The 16,281-nt window shown below is 66.5% G+C and carries 14 protein-coding genes and 3 tRNA genes; 11 read left to right on the top strand and 6 right to left on the bottom strand.

The window, feature by feature from the left end:
• Positions 1–51: 51 nt before the first annotated feature.
• The 3 genes from KDB67_RS16995 to KDB67_RS16985 all read left to right on the top strand — a co-directional run bounded on the left by KDB67_RS16995 (position 52) and on the right by KDB67_RS16985 (position 309).
• A tRNA-Gly gene (locus tag KDB67_RS16995) sits at positions 52–124 on the top strand.
• A 16-nt stretch (positions 125–140) separates the two neighbouring features.
• A tRNA-Cys gene (locus KDB67_RS16990) sits at positions 141–214 on the top strand.
• A gap of 20 nt (positions 215–234) precedes the next feature.
• Positions 235–309 (top strand) — tRNA-Val (locus KDB67_RS16985).
• Positions 310–382: 73 nt separating this feature from the next.
• Here the strand turns inward: KDB67_RS16985 and zapE are convergent.
• A complete protein-coding gene (zapE, locus tag KDB67_RS16980; RefSeq protein WP_291018067.1) occupies positions 383–1,399 on the bottom strand; it encodes a cell division protein ZapE in 1,017 nt (338 codons plus the stop codon).
• Positions 1,400–1,434: 35 nt separating this feature from the next.
• Here zapE and KDB67_RS16975 point away from each other — a divergent pair, with 35 nt between their 5' ends.
• From KDB67_RS16975 to msrB, 4 genes are all read left to right on the top strand, one after another.
• On the top strand, positions 1,435–2,223 hold the full coding sequence (locus tag KDB67_RS16975; RefSeq protein WP_291018065.1) for a pyrimidine reductase family protein: 789 nt from the start codon (positions 1,435–1,437) through the stop codon (positions 2,221–2,223).
• 74 nt (positions 2,224–2,297) lie between these two features.
• Positions 2,298–3,881, top strand: coding sequence for an alpha/beta hydrolase (locus KDB67_RS16970; protein ID WP_291018062.1), 1,584 nt, complete (start codon positions 2,298–2,300; stop codon positions 3,879–3,881).
• A gap of 52 nt (positions 3,882–3,933) precedes the next feature.
• Positions 3,934–5,208 (top strand): glycosyltransferase family 87 protein, encoded by a 1,275-nt coding sequence (locus KDB67_RS16965; RefSeq protein ID WP_291018059.1) that lies wholly within the window; start codon positions 3,934–3,936, stop codon positions 5,206–5,208.
• Positions 5,205–5,606, top strand: a complete 402-nt coding sequence (gene msrB, locus KDB67_RS16960) for a peptide-methionine (R)-S-oxide reductase MsrB (protein WP_291018056.1) — start codon at positions 5,205–5,207, stop codon at positions 5,604–5,606. Before KDB67_RS16965 ends, msrB begins: the two co-directional genes overlap by 4 nt.
• Before the next feature lie 54 nt (positions 5,607–5,660).
• On the opposite strand, the gene hemQ is transcribed toward msrB, so the two are convergent.
• Genes hemQ through hemE form a run of 3 tightly spaced genes read right to left on the bottom strand, consistent with a single transcriptional unit; the run spans position 5,661 to position 8,856 of the window.
• The gene (gene hemQ, locus KDB67_RS16955) at positions 5,661–6,356 is read right to left on the bottom strand and encodes a hydrogen peroxide-dependent heme synthase (RefSeq protein WP_291018053.1); all 696 of its coding nucleotides are present in this window, start codon (positions 6,354–6,356) and stop codon (positions 5,661–5,663) included.
• Between the two features lie 53 nt (positions 6,357–6,409).
• Positions 6,410–7,771 (bottom strand): FAD-dependent oxidoreductase, encoded by a 1,362-nt coding sequence (locus tag KDB67_RS16950; protein WP_291018050.1) that lies wholly within the window; start codon positions 7,769–7,771, stop codon positions 6,410–6,412.
• Complete coding sequence (gene hemE / locus KDB67_RS16945; protein WP_291018069.1) at positions 7,768–8,856, bottom strand: uroporphyrinogen decarboxylase; 1,089 nt, start codon at positions 8,854–8,856, stop codon at positions 7,768–7,770. The genes KDB67_RS16950 and hemE overlap by 4 nt, the downstream gene beginning before the upstream one ends.
• A gap of 111 nt (positions 8,857–8,967) precedes the next feature.
• Here hemE and KDB67_RS16940 point away from each other — a divergent pair, with 111 nt between their 5' ends.
• Both KDB67_RS16940 and KDB67_RS16935 read left to right on the top strand, forming a co-directional pair.
• Positions 8,968–9,588, top strand: a complete 621-nt coding sequence (locus tag KDB67_RS16940) for a DUF3000 domain-containing protein (RefSeq protein ID WP_291018048.1) — start codon at positions 8,968–8,970, stop codon at positions 9,586–9,588.
• Positions 9,585–10,814: an HRDC domain-containing protein gene (locus KDB67_RS16935; protein WP_291018045.1), complete on the top strand. Its 1,230-nt coding sequence runs from the start codon at positions 9,585–9,587 to the stop codon at positions 10,812–10,814. The genes KDB67_RS16940 and KDB67_RS16935 overlap by 4 nt, the downstream gene beginning before the upstream one ends.
• 11 nt (positions 10,815–10,825) lie before the next feature.
• Here KDB67_RS16935 and KDB67_RS16930 read toward each other — a convergent pair whose 3' ends face one another.
• On the bottom strand, positions 10,826–11,584 hold the full coding sequence (locus tag KDB67_RS16930) for an alpha/beta fold hydrolase (protein ID WP_291018042.1): 759 nt from the start codon (positions 11,582–11,584) through the stop codon (positions 10,826–10,828).
• A gap of 99 nt (positions 11,585–11,683) precedes the next feature.
• Complete coding sequence (dxs, locus tag KDB67_RS16925; protein ID WP_291018039.1) at positions 11,684–13,648, bottom strand: 1-deoxy-D-xylulose-5-phosphate synthase; 1,965 nt, start codon at positions 13,646–13,648, stop codon at positions 11,684–11,686.
• A gap of 209 nt (positions 13,649–13,857) precedes the next feature.
• Between dxs and KDB67_RS16920 the strand changes: the two genes are divergently transcribed.
• Both KDB67_RS16920 and KDB67_RS16915 read left to right on the top strand, forming a co-directional pair.
• Entirely contained in the window at positions 13,858–14,721 is an 864-nt protein-coding gene (locus KDB67_RS16920; protein WP_291018036.1) for an alpha/beta hydrolase, read from the top strand.
• 137 nt (positions 14,722–14,858) lie between these two features.
• On the top strand, positions 14,859–16,118 hold the full coding sequence (locus KDB67_RS16915; protein ID WP_291018034.1) for a hypothetical protein: 1,260 nt from the start codon (positions 14,859–14,861) through the stop codon (positions 16,116–16,118).
• The last annotated feature ends 163 nt before the right edge of the window (positions 16,119–16,281 follow it).

Genomic DNA, 16,281 nt, shown 5'->3' with positions numbered 1-16,281 from the left:
ATCGCGCACGGTGATCGTAACGGCCTGGCAGCGGGCGGTTCCGATTAGTATGCGGATGTAGCGCAGCTGGTAGCGCATCACCTTGCCAAGGTGAGGGTCGCGGGTTCGAATCCCGTCATCCGCTCGTTATGCCAGCCTATGGTGGTGTGGCCGAATGGTGAGGCAACGGTCTGCAAAACCGTCCACACGGGTTCGATTCCCGTCGCCACCTCCACCGTTCGCATTTGAATACGCGCGCGATTAGCTCAGTGGGAGAGCGCTTCCCTGACACGGAAGAGGTCACTGGTTCAATCCCAGTATTGCGCACCACGAACGCCCACGACTGCAGGCCCGGCAAACCGCCGGGCCTGCAGTCGTCTGATCGCCACAGACCCCGGCGGGCTCACACCTTGGATTCGGCGAAGCGTGACAGAGCGAGCAGACGTGAGGTGGCGCGCAGATACTTCTTGCGGTAGCCGCCGTTGATCATCTCCTCGGTGAAGATCTCATCGAGTTTGCTGCCGGCGACGGTGACCGGGATGTCGGCGTCGTAGAGCCGGTCGGCAAGCACCACGATGCGTAGCGCGACGGTCTGGTCGGGAGCCGGGTGCACCCCGTCGATGCACACCAGGGAAACGCCGTCGACCAGTGCCTTGTACTTGGACGGGTGCAGCGTCGCCAGATGCTTGCACAGGTCATCGAAATCATCGAGGGTGGCGCCGGGCGTGCTTTGCGCTACGGCTATCAGTTCGGCCTCGGCCTTCGGTTCCGGTGCAGGCGGCAGATCGCGGTGCCGATAGTCGGGTCCGTCGACGCGGATCGTCTCGAAGATCCCTGACAGTTTGCGGATCTCGCGCAGGAAGTCCTGGGCGGCGAATCTGCCCTCACCGAGCTGGCCGGGCAGCGTGTTGGAGGTGGCCACGATCGACACCCCCCGTGCCGAAAGTTCGGTCAGCAGACGCGAGACCAGCATCGTATCGCCCGGATCGTCGAGTTCGAACTCGTCGATGCACAGCACCGTGTGGTCGGCGAGCCGTTCGACGGCGTTGGTGAAGCCGAGAGCGCCGACCACATGGGTGACCTCGACGAAGGTGGCGAACGATTTGGGGGCGGGCATCGAGTGATAGACCGATGCCAGCAGGTGGGTCTTGCCGACGCCGAAACCGCCGTCGAGGTAGAGCCCGACACCGTGCTCGGGTTCCTTGTGCCTGGAGAAGAAGCCCTTCTTCTTGCCGCGCAGTTTGCTCGCGCGGGCCACGAAGTCACGTGCCTTGGCCACCGCCTGCGCCTGGCTGGGCTCGTTGGGGTCGGGAATGTAGGAGTCGAAACTGACGTGGTCGAACGTCGACGGCGGCACCATCTCGTCGACCAACGCGTCCGGGGAGATCACAGGGTTTCTGTCGCAGAGTCGTGCCACCATGCGTGGAGCCTATCGGGCCGGTCCATGATGGATTCATGTTCTCTCAAAGGAAAGCGACCCACATCACATCCGGAAACGCCGATGACGCCGATACGCTGCACATCCTGGCCGGCCACTACGCGTACCCGGCCATGCCTTCGTCGGCGCCGTGTCTGGGCAAACCGTATTTCCGGGTGAACTTCGTGAGTTCGATAGACGGCGCCGTGACCCACAATGGCAAGTCCGGCGAACTCGGCGGACCGGGTGACAAGGCCGTGTTCCGGGTGCTGCGTGGCCTGGCCGACGTGGTCCTGGTGGGCGCGCGCACCGCCCTCACCGAGAACTACCGGCAGCCGCAACCGGACTCGGTGTTCACCTCGATCCGGAACCACGGCGAGCAGGCTCCCTCGCCCGCGCTCGCGCTGTTGTCACGGTCGCTGGACATTCCGGTCGACTACCCGCCGCTCACCCACCCCGACACCATGATCTTCACCTGCGAGGCCGCACCGGCCGACCGCAGACGGGCCCTCACTGATGCGGGTGCCACGGTGATCGCCTGCGGTGACGACGCGGTCGATCCCGAACGCGTGGGTGAGGTCTGCTGTGAGCAAGGCCGGCGCCGCGTGCTCTGCGAGGGTGGGCCGTCGTTGCTGGGTACATTGATCGCCGCCGACCTGGTCGACGAGCTGTGCCTGACCACCAGCCCGGTGCTGTCCGGCGGTGATGCCGGGCGTATCGCGCACGGTCCGGCGGTCGCGGTGCCCAGATCGATGCGACCTGCGGCGATCCTGACCGACGACGACGGCTTCGTGTTCACCCGGTGGGTCCGTGAACCCACGGGATGACCCCGGACCACGACGCGGGTACGGCTACGCACGGATATCCGGGCGTCCTTCCGGTATGCCGTAGGCTCGCGGACATGCCACGGTTCAGTCCGCCACGCGGCGCCCTGCGTATCGCCGCGGCCTCGATGGCTGTGGCCATCACGCTCGCCGGCTGCGCCACCGGTCCCGACGCCGGGCCCGATCTCGTCACCGGTGACGGCGGTTCGGGCGCACCCGCCACGTCCGAATCGGCCGTACCGCCGCTGCCGGTTCTCACCGCACCCACCGCGGACCTGGCCTGGCGCGAATGTTCGGCGGCGACAGCCGCGAAGTACGACGTGCGCCCGGCCGCCGGAACTCACATCGAATGCGCGACGCTGGACTCCCCCGTCGACCCCGACCACCAGGACGGCGGCACGCTGACGGTCGCCCTGACCCGGGTCCGCACCGGCAAGACACCGGCCGGCGCCGTGCCGGTGGTGCTGACCACCGGCAGCGACCTTCCCTCGGCCCTGGGCGCGCTGCTCGTCGCGACCGGCCCGGGCAGGTCGCTGCTCGACACCAATCCGGTGGTCGCCGTCGACCGGCGCGGGCTCCCCGACAGCGGCGACGTCGACTGTCTGACCCGCGATGAGCGCGCCGCCATCGCGGCGAACGGTCAGGTCGGCGGCGCACTCGACACCGCCGCCCGGATCACGGCACTGACCTCTGCGTCGTCCTCGGGTTCGGACGGATGCACCGAGGCACTCGACCCGGCACAGCTGAGCTATTCGATCGCCGACGCGGCGTCGGACATCGACACGTTGCGCCGGGCGTGGAAGATCGAGAGGCTGGCGTTGCTCGGCATCGGCGAGGGCTCCGACGTGATGCTGGCGTACTCCGCCCGTTACGGCGGACGCGCCGGGCGCATCATCCTCGACACTCCGACCGCATTCGGTAAACCGGCCAAGGACCGGGCCCAGCTGACCGCGGACGGGGTGCAGTCGGCGTTGGCCACGTTCGCTCAGCGCTGCGCAGCAGGTGGTGGTTGTCCGCTGGGCGACGATCCACCGGCGACCATGACCCGGGTCGTCACGGATGCGCGCGCCGGCCGGCTGGCACCGTTGTCGGAAGCACAGGTGCTCTCGGCGATCACCACCGCGCTGGCCACCGCGCCGTCATCGGCGGCAACGGTCCGGCAGGTGGCGGCCATGGTGTCCGCCGCCGCGGGCGGCAATCCGCGGGACCTGATGGCCGCCGCGGACCGCGCCGCGAGCCTGCGCACCTCCGATGGACAGCTGCTGTCGCGGTGCAACGACGTCACCGGCACCGTCGGGCAGAACGAGATCCCGGCCTTGATCAAGCGCTGGTCCGGGCAGTATCCGCTCACCGGCGCCGATTCCGCGATGACGTTGCTGCGGTGTTCGGGCTGGGGATCTGCGCCGACGACGAAAGCGCCGTCGGACCTGCCCGTTGCGCCGGTGGTGCTCAACACCTCCGACGATCCGGTCAACGGCGGCCGGGGCGCCAAGGAACTCAACGCCACCCTGCTCCGGGCCGGGGTCACCCCGATCTCTGTCGCCTGGGAAGGGCTGGGCTATTCGACACTGGCCAACAGCACCTGCGCGGCGCAATTGGTCAAGGACTACCTGGGCCGCACACCGGTCACCGGCCCCACCGAACGCAGTTGTCCGGCGTAAGGGCCCCGGGTCGGTCCCCGGTTCGAATGTCCGAGCGTAGTACGGTTCGCGGGTGGCAGTAGTAGATCGCATCCTCTTTCCGCCGGCGTCGGCGCAACGGGTGATACCGATGATCCTGTGGCCGATCTCGATCATGATGGTGCTGCACCGCTCGGTGATCGCCGGTGTCGACGGTGCCCGCACCAACGATTTCCGGCCCGTCTATCTCGCGGCCTGGCGGTTCCTGCACGACTACCCGGTGTATGCCGAGAACTACGACACGGTGGATCCGCACTACCTGTATCCGCCGTCGGGAACGCTGATCATGGCGCCGCTGGCCAACCTCGACTATGAGGACGCACGCTGGCTGTTCATCGCGCTGAGCACGATCTGCCTGGTGGTGTGTGCCTATCTGCTGGTGCGACTGTTCGGCTATGGCATCGGTGGCTGGCAGCTGCCCGCGGTTCTGTTCTTCTTCTTCAGCACCGAGACCGTTGCCAACACCCTCATCTTCACCAACTTCAACGGCTTCGTGCTGCTGGGCATGCTCGGCTTCCTGCTGATGTTGCGTAAACGCCAGGACTGGTGGGCAGGAGTGTTCATCGGTCTGACGATCGCGGTCAAGCCGGTGCTGGCTCCCCTGCTGCTGCTGGCGTTGCTGAACCGGCAGTGGAAGGCGGTCGTCCCCGCCGCGGTGGTGCCGCTGGCGTTGCTGGTGGTCGCGTGGCCGATGGGGGTGGATTCGGGAGACTTCGTGCGCCGCACCGTCCCGTATCTCGGCGAGGTACGCGACTACTACAACAGTTCGATCGCCGGCAACGGCGCCTACTTCGGCGTCGAGGACTGGCTGGTGTTGCTGCTTAGGGCCGCGTTCGCGCTGATGGCGGTGTTCTGTCTGTGGTTCTTGTACCGCTACTACCGCAAAACCGACGAGCTGCTGTGGCTGACGGTGTCCTCGGGCGTGCTGCTGACCACCGAGTTCCTCGTCGGATCGCTCGGCCAGGGCTACTACTCGATGCTGCTGTTCCCGATGCTGGCATCGGTGTTGCTGCCGGGGTCGCCGATGCGCAACTGGCCCGCCTGGCTGGGTGTGTACGGGGCGTTCACCTTCGACAGTCTGTATTCGGACAGGTGGGAGGCTTTCGGCCGCATCCTCGAATACAACAAGGTGACGATGGGCTGGTCGCTGCTCATGATCGCCGTGTTCTGCAGCCTGTTGTTCCGGTACCTGGATATGCGTACGGCCGGTGTCGAGGGGCCGCTGCTGGAAGAATGGCCACGACGCGAGGGTTCCACGGGCGGCGAAGGTGGCGAGGAGCCGACACCCGTGGCTACCGTGAACGGATGACCGATTTCACCGCACTATCCGACGACGAGTGGCGCGAGCGCCTGACCCCGGCCGAGTTCAAGGTGCTCCGCCGGGCAGGCACCGAAGCACCGTTCACCGGCGAGTACACCGACACCAAAACAGTCGGGGTGTACCGGTGTCGGGCCTGCGATACCGAACTGTTCCGCAGTGAGCAGAAGTTCGAGTCCCATTGCGGCTGGCCGTCGTTCTTCTCCCCGCTCGCCGGTGATGCTGTCATCGAACGGGCCGACGATTCGCTGGGTATGCGCCGGGTGGAGGTGCTGTGCGCCAACTGCGGCAGCCACCTCGGCCACGTGTTCTCCGGCGAGGGCTACCCCACCCCCACCGATCTGCGCTATTGCATCAACTCGATCAGCCTGCGCCTGGAACAGGCCTGAAACGTACAGTTGCCCGTCGCGTTCCGGGGCAACTGTACGTACCTGACAGAAGGTCTACGGCAGGGCATCGATGAGTGCGGTGACCTCGACGCGGGGTCCGGAGAAGAACGGTGTTTCCTCGCGGACGTGCATGCGGGCCTCGGTGGCACGCAGGTCGCGCATGAGGTCGACGATGCGGATCATCTCGGGAGCTTCGAACGCGAGCAGCCACTCGTAGTCGCCGAGCGCGAACGCGGGCACCGTGTTGGCGCGGACGTCGGCGTAGCTGTGCGCTGCCATGCCGTGGTCCTTGAGCATCTTGCGACGCTCCTCGTCGGGCAGCAGGTACCACTCGTAGGACCGGACGAACGGGTACACGCAGATGTACTTGCCCGGTGCCTCACCGGCGAGGAACGCTGGGATGTGGGTGCGGTTGAATTCCGCGGGCCGGTGCACGGCCATGTTGCTCCACACCGCGTCGGCGACCTTGCCGAGTTGCACCACGCGCCGGAACCGCGCGTACGCGGCCTGCAGGGCTTCGATGCTGGGGGCATGCCACCAGATCATGAAGTCGGCGTCGGCACGCAGACCGGACACGTCGTACACACCACGAACCACGATGCCCTCGTCCTCAAGAGAGTTGAAGAACTCGGCGGCGTCGTCGCGAACCTTCGCCCGATCCTCAGGGAGCTCGCCGGGCCGCACCTTGAACACCGAGAACATCAGGTAGCGGATCGTCGAGTTCAGTTCGTCATAGTCGAGGCGGCTCATGGCATCCATCGTGCCACCGCGCGGTAGTGCCGATCGCGGCAGGGCCGTTCGGCCTACCCGATGTCGGCGACAAGCTCGGTAGCGGCTTTTCCCGACGCCGCGACGCAGGCGGGTACGCCGACACCGGCGTAGGACGATCCGGTGAGCACGAGGCGGTTCGGCCGCAGCCGTAGGGCTTCGGTCATCCGGGCCAGGTGGCCGGGTGCATACCGGGGCAGTCCCGTCGGCCATGGCTGTACCCGCGTCTGTACGACTCGCGACGAGACGCCGCCGCATCCTGCGGCGGTGACCACCTGGTCGAGGTCATCGAGTGCGGTGGTCACGAGTTGGTCGGCGGTGGCGGTGACAGGTTGGCCGTAGCGGCCGAACGAGGCCCGCACCGACACCAGCCCGCTGTCGGCGACGTGCGCCCACTTCTGGGAACTGAACGTGAACGCCTTGGCGTGCAGCGGTTCTCCGGTCGCGACGAGTACGCCGGAATGGTCCGGTACCTCAGTACCCGCGGCCAGCGTGATGGACACGACGGCACTGCCCGCGGGTTCGACGACGGCGAGCGCGGTGGCCAGTTCGGGTATGTGATCACCGAGCAGTCGGGCAGCTTCCCAGGCGGGCACGGCCAGGACCACCCCGTCGTACGATCGTGCACCGATGTCCCAGCCGTCGCCGCGTGACCCGAGTCCGATGACCTCCGAGTCGACGATCCGTACCGCCGCCGCCGCGACCAGCGCGTCGACGAGTACCCGGTAACCGCCGACGAGGGTGCCGAACACCGGACCGGACGCACCCGCCCCGGCGGTGATGAGGTCGGTGACCGCGGCCCGGACGCCGGGCGCACCGGCGTCGAGGCGGGTGGCGAGCGCGGGGAGTGCCTCACGCAGGCCGATGTCGCCGGACAGGCTGGAGTAGACCCCGCCGAGCATCGGGTCGACGCTGCGGGTCACGACCGACGGTCCGAGGCGCTCAGCGATGAGGTCGCCGACACTGGGGTCCGCGGCCGGGTCCCAGGTCCACGGCCGGTCCGGTTCGGTGGCGATGCGGGTGAGGTCGTCCGGGTCGGCGAGACCCGCCACCGCCTCAGGGCCAGTCGGTACCCCCATCAGTGCGGGTGTGGGCAACGGATGCAGGCGCCCTTCCGACCAGATCGCCGGACGACGACCCGTCGGTGCCACGACGTGATCACTCAGGCCCAGTTCCCGCACCAGATCGAGAACCTCGGGGCGCCGGACGATGAACGCTTCGGCCCCCACGTCGACGGTGACTCCGCCGACGGTGGTGGTGTGCAGCAGGCCACCGGGCCGACCGGACGCCTCGTACAGGTCGATCGTGGCGTCGGCTCCGAGAGCTCGCCGGAGCCGGTAGGCGGCGGTCAGGCCCGACACTCCCCCGCCGACGACCGCGACCGAGGGTGCGGTCACGGCAGGTCGACGGAGTGGATGAGCTCGACCGCCCGGGTGAGCGCGTCCGGGTCGGTGGTGGGCAGGACCCCGTGTCCGAGGTTGAAGATGTGTCCGAGGGCACCCGCGGCGACGGCGCGATCGCCGTCGGCGATGACCCGGCGCACCTCACGCTCGATCACGTCGGTGCCCGCAAAGAGGACGGTCGGGTCGAGGTTGCCCTGCACTGCTTTACCCGGACCCACACGGCGGACCGCCTCATCGAGCGGAACCCGCCAGTCCACGCCGATCACGTCGGGACCGACCTCCGTCATCGCCGGCAGCAGTTCGCCGGTACCCACCCCGAAGTGGATGCGTGGCACGCCGTAGTCGGCGACCTCGGCGAACACGCGCGCGCTGTGCGGGGCGACGTGGTGCCGGTAGTCGGCGGGTGAGAGCTGCCCGGCCCATGAGTCGAACAGCTGCACCGCATCCACCCCGGCGTCCAGCTGCACCCGCAGGAAGGTGATGGTGATGTCGGCGAGGTGCCCCATCAGGGCGTTCCACGTCTGCGGGTCGCCGTACATCAGCGCTTTGGTACGTGCGTACGTACGGCTGGGTCCGCCCTCGATGAGGTAGGACGCGAGCGTGAACGGTGCACCTGCGAAGCCGATCAGCGCGGTGTTGCCGGAGAGTTCGTCCAGGATCAGTTCGACGGCCCGGCCGATGGCGCCGACACCCGCCGGATCCAGCCGCGGCAGCGCGGCCACATCGGCCGCAGTGTGAACAGGGTGGGCGATCACCGGTCCGGTGCCTGCAACGATGTCCAGGTCGATTCCGGCGGCGCGCAGCGGAACGACGATATCGGAGAACAGGATCGCGGCGTCGACATCGTGCCGGCGGACCGGTTGCATGGTGATTTCGCAGACCATCGCAGGGTTGAAGCAGGCCTCGAGCATCCCGTGATCGGCACGGATCGCCCGGTACTCGGGCAGCGAACGCCCCGCCTGGCGCATGAACCACACCGGGCGTCGGGCCGGCCGTCCGCCTGTGGCGGCGGCGACCAGCGGCAGAGGTGAGCGGTGGCTGCGTGAGCGCCGGGTGTGCGCTCCGGATTCGTGCGGCATCGCGATCAACTCTGCCATGATCGGCCACCTGCACTTGCGGCGGGACTCCCACCATGGGAGCCTTCGGCGCGCCTCCACCGCGACACGCCGTGTCAGACTTACCGTACGTGCGTGACCTCACCCGGCGCTCCGACCGAGTCCTCGACACGCCTACCGGAAGATTTCCGGACGGCCGTGGACGCCTTGGGCGACGCGCACATCCGTCCCGAGATCGAGGTCGGCCCCATCCGCCCGCCGCAGCGGCTTGCCCCGTTCAGTCACGCGCTGGGTGCCGAGGTGCACCCGATCGACATACCCGATCAACTCGGCGACGACGACCAGGGCAGCGCTTTCGGCCGTCTGATCCTGTTGCACGATCCCGCCGGACACGAGGCGTGGAACGGCACGATGCGGCTGGTCGCGTATGTGCAGGCCGAAGTCGAGGCGGCGCTGGCGATGGATCCGCTGTTGCCGGAAGTGGCCTGGAGCTGGCTCGCCGACGCACTGGGCGTCGCCGAGGGCGAGACTTCATCGTCGTTCGGCCCGGTCCGGGTGACCGCGCTGGGTGGCACCGTCACCTCCACCACATCGGTCCGCTACGGCGACATCGCCGGGCAACCACGCAGCCACCAGCTGGAGTTGCGGGCATCCTGGACGGCCACCGATCTGGTCCTCGACCACCATCTCGAAGCGTTCTGCGAAGTCCTGGCGGCCGCCGCCGGACTACCGCCTGTGGGTGTGACCGAACTATGACAGCCACGCCCACGCCACTCACGGAGCCGGCAGGTGGCGTACCACCCGTACTGACGTCCGCGGCCGAGTTCGCCGACACGGCGCAGCGGCTCGCCGATGGAACCGGACCCGTCGCGGTCGACACCGAACGCGCGTCGGGCTACCGCTACTCACAGCGTGCCTACCTGATCCAGCTCAAACGTGCCGGTGCGGGCTCGTTCCTTCTCGATCCCACGCATGAACCCGGGGCCCTGTCCCCGGTGATCGAGGTGCTGACCGGACCCGAGTGGGTGCTCCATGCCGCCGACCAGGACCTGCCGTGTCTGCGTGAGGCGGGGTTCGTGTGCACAACCCTCTTCGACACCGAACTGGCCGGACGTCTGCTCGGCAAACCCAAGGTGAATCTGGCCACGATGGTCGAGGAGTTCCTGGGTCTGGGGCTCAGCAAGGGCCACGGCGCGGCGGACTGGTCGCGGCGTCCGCTGCCTCATGACTGGTTGGTGTACGCCGCCCTCGACGTGGAGGTGCTCATCGAACTGCGCGACGCGACCGCCGCCGCGCTCGCCGACGCCGGTAAGGACCAGTGGGCGCGTGAGGAGTTCACCGCGGTGCTGCGCCGCCCGGCACCCGCGGCCCGTGTCGACCGGTGGCGCAGGACCGGCGGCATCCACACGGTCAAGAGCGCTCGCGGGCTGGCAGCGGTGCGTGAACTGTGGCTGGCGCGTGAGGATGTCGCCCGCCGTCGCGACATCGCGCCCGGCCGGATCCTTCCCGATTCGGCGATCGTCACCGCCGCCATCGCAGACCCGGCAACGGTCAAGGACCTGACCCGGTTGCCGGTGTTCGGTGGTCCCCGGCAAAGCCGCAACGCCAGAACCTGGTTCGACGCCCTCGATCGGGCGCGGGCGCTGCCGGCCGCCGAACTCCCACCCCGGAAGGCTCCGGCGTCGGGGTTGCCCCCGTACAACCGGTGGGACCGCAATCATCCCGAGGCCGCCGCACGGGCCGTCGCGGTTCGTCCGGTGATAAGTGGGATAGCCGAGGCCAACCAGCTCCCGATCGAGAATCTCCTCGCGCCGGATCTACTGCGCAACCTGTGCTGGGAAGGTGTGGACCTGCCGGCCACTCCCGGGGCCGTCGACGCGCGGCTCGCCGCCGGTGGTGCCCGGCCGTGGCAGCGTGCCCTGGTATCCGATGCCATCGCCGACGCACTCAACGCGCCGGACGATCCCGTCGACGAAACCTAGGCGCCCACCTTCTACTCTGGGACCAGCGGACCGATCGGGCGAGTGGTCACCGCATGCAGCAACAACTCGGCGAGTTCGCGCGGCCGGCTCAGGAACGGCGAATGCGATGCATCGATGGTCAACTGCTGCACGCCGAGTCGCTGGGCGACGGTGTCGGCGAGCCATGTCGGCATCGCCCGGTCCTGTTCGCACCGGATGAAGCTGCGCGGCAGGTCAGCGGCCCAGAAGTCAGGTACCGACACCGGTGCGACCGTGGTCTCGCCGAAGCGTTCGGGGCCCAGCCGGTCGAACGCCCAACGGGCCGTGGCCTCGTCGCAGTCGTGGTAGAAGTACTTCCATGCGCCGTCGAAGTCGGCGAACGTCATGGCACCGTCGTCGGCGAAGTTCAGGTAGCCGAGCATCTCCCCCACGTCGCCGTCGATCTCCCCGTCCTCACTGTTGCGCATGGTCATCGCCTCGGTGTAGCTGCGGCCCTCCCGCGGCAGAGCGGCGGCCAGGTACACGATGTGCGACACGAGTTCGGGGGCGGTGTCGGCGCCGAGGGTGGCGTCGAATCCGCCACCGGAATGTCCGACGAGGACGTCACCGGCCTGCAGTACATCGGCGACGGCGGCACGGCGGTTGGCCAAGGTCGACTCCTCATCCACGCGGCTGCCGTGTCCGGGTAGATCCATCGCCACCCCGTCGTGGCCCAGCTCACGAAGCTCGGCGATGGTCCTTTCCCAGCACCATGCCGCGTGAAAACCGCCGTGGACGAACACAAATCGCATCTCGCACCTGACTCTCGCCTCATCGACAACACCCTGATGATATCCGGACTTTCGGAATACGAGAGTCATATTCTCATGCAGGGAGCCCGGCGTGCCGCGTCAGTCGTCGGCGTGGGAGTCAGCGGGTTGATCCGCCGGCGCCTCGGCGAGCGCGTCGTCGCCGAGTTCGGGCACCGACTGCATCCGCGACACCGTGGCCGTGATCGAGCGGGCCAGGTCCTGGGCGGTCAGTCCCAGGTCGGCGAGAATCTCGCCGCGCGAACCCATCTCGATGAATTCCTGCGGGATCCCGCGCTGCTGGACCGGTACGAGGACGTCGGCGTCAGCCACCACGGCGGCCACAGCCGAACCGACACCACCACTGATTCCGCCGTCCTCCAGCGTCACCACGAGGCGATGGGCGCGGGCCAGGTCGACGACCGAGTCGGGTACCGGCAGCACCCACCGCGGATCGATGACGCTGGCTGCGATCCCCTGCTGGGCGAGCCGATCGGCCGCATCGAGCGCCAGGGAGCAGAACGCACCGACCGCGACGATCAGTACATCGCCACGCACCGCGCCCGCCCCCGGCATTCCCCGACGCAGCACATCCACTCCGTCGGAAACGCGTTCCACGGACCGGATATCTTCGGGCACAGCACCTTTGGAGAATCGCACGGCGGTGGGTCCGTCGGCGGTGGCGATCGCCTCGGCGAACTCCTCCCGCAGCCGCACGGCATCGCGCGGCGCGGCCACCCGCATGCCGGGCACCATCGCCAGCAACGACAGATCCCACATACCGTGGTGGCTCGGTCCGTCGGGACCGGTGATGCCGGAACGGTCGAGCACCAGCGTCACCGGCTGCTTGAGAAGTGCGACGTCCATGAGCAGTTGGTCGAACGCCCGATTGAGGAACGTCGAGTAGATGGCGACCACCGGATGCAGCCCACCGAGGGCCAGCCCGGCAGCCGAGGTCAGGGCGTGCTGTTCGGCGATGCCGACATCGAACAGCCGGTCCGGGAACTTCTCGCCGAATGCGAGCGTGCCGGTCGGGCCGGGCATCGCCGCGGTGATGGCGACGATATCCTTGCGGCGCGCCCCGGCATCGATGAGGGCTGCCGAGAACACGTCGGTCCAGCCCAGCGGGGACACGCTGGTGGCCTGCCCGGTGGCCGGGTCGATGACGCCGGTGGCGTGCATCTGGTCCTCTTCATGGTTCTCGGCCGGTTCGTACCCCATGCCCTTGTGAGTGACGGTATGCACGATCACCGGCCCGCCGAATGCCTTGGCCTGCGCGAACGCCGACTCGAGTTCGTCGATGTCGTGGCCGTTGACCGGGCCGACATACTTGATGCCGAGGTCGGTGAACATGGCTTGCGGGGCCAGCAGATCCTTCAGGCCACTCTTCATTCCGTGCAGCACCGCGTACGCCGGTTCACCCACGACGGGTAGTTTCTGCAGAGCGCGACGACCCTCGGCCAGGACCTTCTCGTAGCCCGGTTGCAGCCGCAGACCCGACAGGTGCCGCGCCAGGCCACCGATCGTCGGCGCGTAGGAACGGCCGTTGTCATTCACCACGATCACCACTGGCCGGTCGGCGGCGGTGATGTTGTTGAGCGCCTCCCAACACATACCGCCGGTGAGCGCGCCATCACCGACGACCGCCACCACAGTGCGGTCCTGTCCGGTCAGCTCGAACGACTTGGACAGACCGTCGGCATACGACAACGCCGCCGACGCATGCGACGACTCGATCCAGTCGTGCTCGCTTTCGGCGCGTTCCTGGTATCCGGTGAGCCCCCCGCGCTGACGCAGCTTGTCGAATCCCGCCTTCCGGCCGGTGACGATCTTGTGCACGTATGACTGATGTCCGGTGTCGAACAGGATCGGATCGTGCGGCGAATCGAACACCCGGTGCAACGCGAGAGTCAGTTCCACGACCCCCAGATTCGGACCGATGTGCCCACCGCTGGCGGCAACCTTCTCGATGAGGAACGCCCGGATCTCGGCGGCCAGTTCGACCATCTCATCACCCGTGAGCGACCGCAGATCGGCAGGTGAATCTATCCGATCGAGCACACCCATCGCCAACCTCCATCATCACCGTCAACCGATCACGCCCGGCCACCGGAGTGCCCCGACACGTGTTGCACAGTCTAGGCGAATCGGCCGAACACCCCCGGCACCCCTGATGTGATGTATCGCCCGGCGAGCCGTGTGTCCGGGTCGAGTGACACTATGTGAGCAGGTCCAGATCGAGGCCTTGAAGACGACGACCGACGCGAGGAGCTTCCGTGCCGACCGAAGAACGCCAATTCCTGGGCGCCCACGGGCATGTCATCCGGTACGACGTCACCACCCCCCAGGCCGAACCCCGCGGTGTGGTGGTCATCGTGCATGGTCTCGGCGAACACGGCCGCCGCTACGGACATATCGTCGAAGCGCTGGTGGCCGCAGGCTTCACCGTCGCCGTCCCCGACCACCTCGGCCACGGACGTTCCGACGGAAAGCGACTGCGGGTCAACAGTTTCGCCGATTACACCGGCGACATCGGCACCATCCTGGATGCCGTGCAGGTCAAGGGTCTGCCGACGTTCCTCATCGGTCACAGCATGGGCGGCTGCATCGCCCTGGATTACGCCCTCGACCATCAGGATCGCCTCACCGGTCTGGTGCTGTCGGGTCCCGCGGTGATCCCCGGTTCGGACATGCCGCCGATCCTAATCAAACTCGCCCCGATCCTCGGCCGCATCGTCCCCGGCCTGCCGTCGAAGGCGCTCGACGCGGCGAGCATCTCCCGTGATCCGAAGGTGGTGGCCGCCTACGACGCCGACCCGCTGGTCGTACGCAGCCCGATCCCGGCCGGACTGGGCGGGGCGATGATCACCACCATGCAGTCCTTCCCCGCCCGCCTCCCGTCGCTGCGGCTCCCGCTGCTGGTGATGCACGGCGGCAAGGACGTCCTGGCCGAACCCGACGGCAGCCGACTGGTCGATCGTCTCGCCGGTTCATCGGACAAAACCCTCATCATCTACGACGAGCTATTCCACGAGATCTTCAACGAACCCGAACGCGACACGGTGATCACCACCACCGTCGACTGGCTCAACAAGCACGCCAACACCGCTTTCGCGACAGCCCCGAACGCGACACGGTGATCACCACCGCCGTCGACTGACTCGTGGAACGCACACCGGCCTCGGACACCACCGTCTATCCTGGCCGCCGCACCGGGAGGACGTGTCGCCCGTTCGGTGTCTTATTCCAGCGCCGGCCCTTCCATAACATGGGACACATGCGGCATAACTTGCGGAAGCTCACCGGCGTCGGACTGGCGATCATCCTTCTTGCTGGGTGCGGCGGTACGAGCACGTCCCGTGATTCAGAAACACCGGCTTCGAGCGCGCCCGCAATCGATACCACGACCACCACAACAACTGAGAGCACCCCAACATCGGTCGAACCGGCAGGGACGAAGCACTTCACTCATATCGCCACGGTATCTGCGGAGTCCTTCAAGGGAAATAGTCTCGTCGCCGTTTCACTCCGTTCACCACGCCAGAGCTTCCTACCCGATGGCACACCATTAGGCACATTGAACGAACCCAACAACGGCGTTGACTTCCAACTGACCAGCGGATACAGCAAATGCGGCGAGATTCAAATCGCGTCCAGGGAGGACGGAACGTCGATTCTATACGGCGAGCGCAGGAGATCTATTCCCGCCGCTGGAATCCAACCAAGAATGATCGAACATGCGATCACCGCATGGGACACAGAGTTTAATAAGTTATGGGAGACGACGGTTGTCAAAGAGCCCTGGCAAGGCGGCAGTCCGGAGTGTTCCTCGATCGGCAACACATCCGACGGGAAGTGGATCACTACCGAGATCGGCAATGAGTCAGTAATACTGGACGCCACAAATGGAAACATTCGGAAACTCGAATTCACCCTACATCCTCTTGGCCGCTACGTCGTAAGGTTTTGCAATGACTGCACTGTCGACCATTTTATTGTAGAGGTAATCGACCCAGCCACACTCAAGACCGTTGTCCAAGTAGCCGACGACGACGTGGCTTACGACACAATCACACCATACGGCGTTATCAGAGACGCAACTAACCGGTATGCGATACCAATTGGAGACGGAAGCCAGATTGCAGTCGCTTTTGAGAAATACGATGCGAAGCTGGACCTTACATCCGGTCGGCTCCTGTGGCATCAGACAAACAAGAACCTCGCAAGATCCGGCGGACCTATCGATGACAATGAGAAAATCCTGATCTCAGGCAAGTCCGATTTCGTGCGAGCACTATCACTCGACTCCGGAACCGAACTCTGGCGCATTGAGGGCTCCTTCAAAGTCTGCTACGTAGGAAACGAGCAAACCGCCATCGTGGGCAACGAACAGCTTATCATCATAAACACTCGTACAGGTGCTCAGATCGACTATACGTCCGACCCCGACGACTGCCAGAGCCCAATCGGGCCCTACACATTCAATTCTATCTATAATGGACATGGTACCAATATCTACAAGCTGGTCGACGAGTGACCCCCAACCAACAGCATCGCCTTCTGCCGCACAGAGCCTAGTACTACAGCCGTAGATCGGGAGTGGTGACGATCACGCGTGTGTTTACGCTGGTCAGGGCGGTTGCCGCGCCATGATCTGAGGTTGTGAATCAAAAGAAGACGACTGCGGCAACCGCAGATCT

It is taken from the genome of Gordonia sp. (in: high G+C Gram-positive bacteria), assembly GCF_020438995.1.
Lineage (GTDB): Bacteria > Actinomycetota > Actinomycetes > Mycobacteriales > Mycobacteriaceae > Gordonia.
This window is presented reverse-complemented; position numbering and strand designations above follow the sequence as displayed.

What these genes read in the sequence shown, in the direction of transcription:
- KDB67_RS16930 (WP_291018042.1), bottom strand. Translation starts at nt 11,584, where the DNA reads ATGCGATTTGTGTTCGTCCACGGCGGTTTTCACGCGGCATGGTGCTGG.
- KDB67_RS16935 (WP_291018045.1), top strand. Translation starts at nt 9,585, where the DNA reads ATGACAGCCACGCCCACGCCACTCACGGAGCCGGCAGGTGGCGTACCA.
- msrB (WP_291018056.1), top strand. Translation starts at nt 5,205, where the DNA reads ATGACCGATTTCACCGCACTATCCGACGACGAGTGGCGCGAGCGCCTG.
- KDB67_RS16970 (WP_291018062.1), top strand. Translation starts at nt 2,298, where the DNA reads ATGCCACGGTTCAGTCCGCCACGCGGCGCCCTGCGTATCGCCGCGGCC.
- dxs (WP_291018039.1), bottom strand. Translation starts at nt 13,648, where the DNA reads ATGGGTGTGCTCGATCGGATAGATTCACCTGCCGATCTGCGGTCGCTC.
- hemE (WP_291018069.1), bottom strand. Translation starts at nt 8,856, where the DNA reads ATGCCGCACGAATCCGGAGCGCACACCCGGCGCTCACGCAGCCACCGC.
- hemQ (WP_291018053.1), bottom strand. Translation starts at nt 6,356, where the DNA reads ATGAGCCGCCTCGACTATGACGAACTGAACTCGACGATCCGCTACCTG.
- KDB67_RS16915 (WP_291018034.1), top strand. Translation starts at nt 14,859, where the DNA reads ATGCGGCATAACTTGCGGAAGCTCACCGGCGTCGGACTGGCGATCATC.
- KDB67_RS16975 (WP_291018065.1), top strand. Translation starts at nt 1,435, where the DNA reads ATGTTCTCTCAAAGGAAAGCGACCCACATCACATCCGGAAACGCCGAT.
- zapE (WP_291018067.1), bottom strand. Translation starts at nt 1,399, where the DNA reads ATGGTGGCACGACTCTGCGACAGAAACCCTGTGATCTCCCCGGACGCG.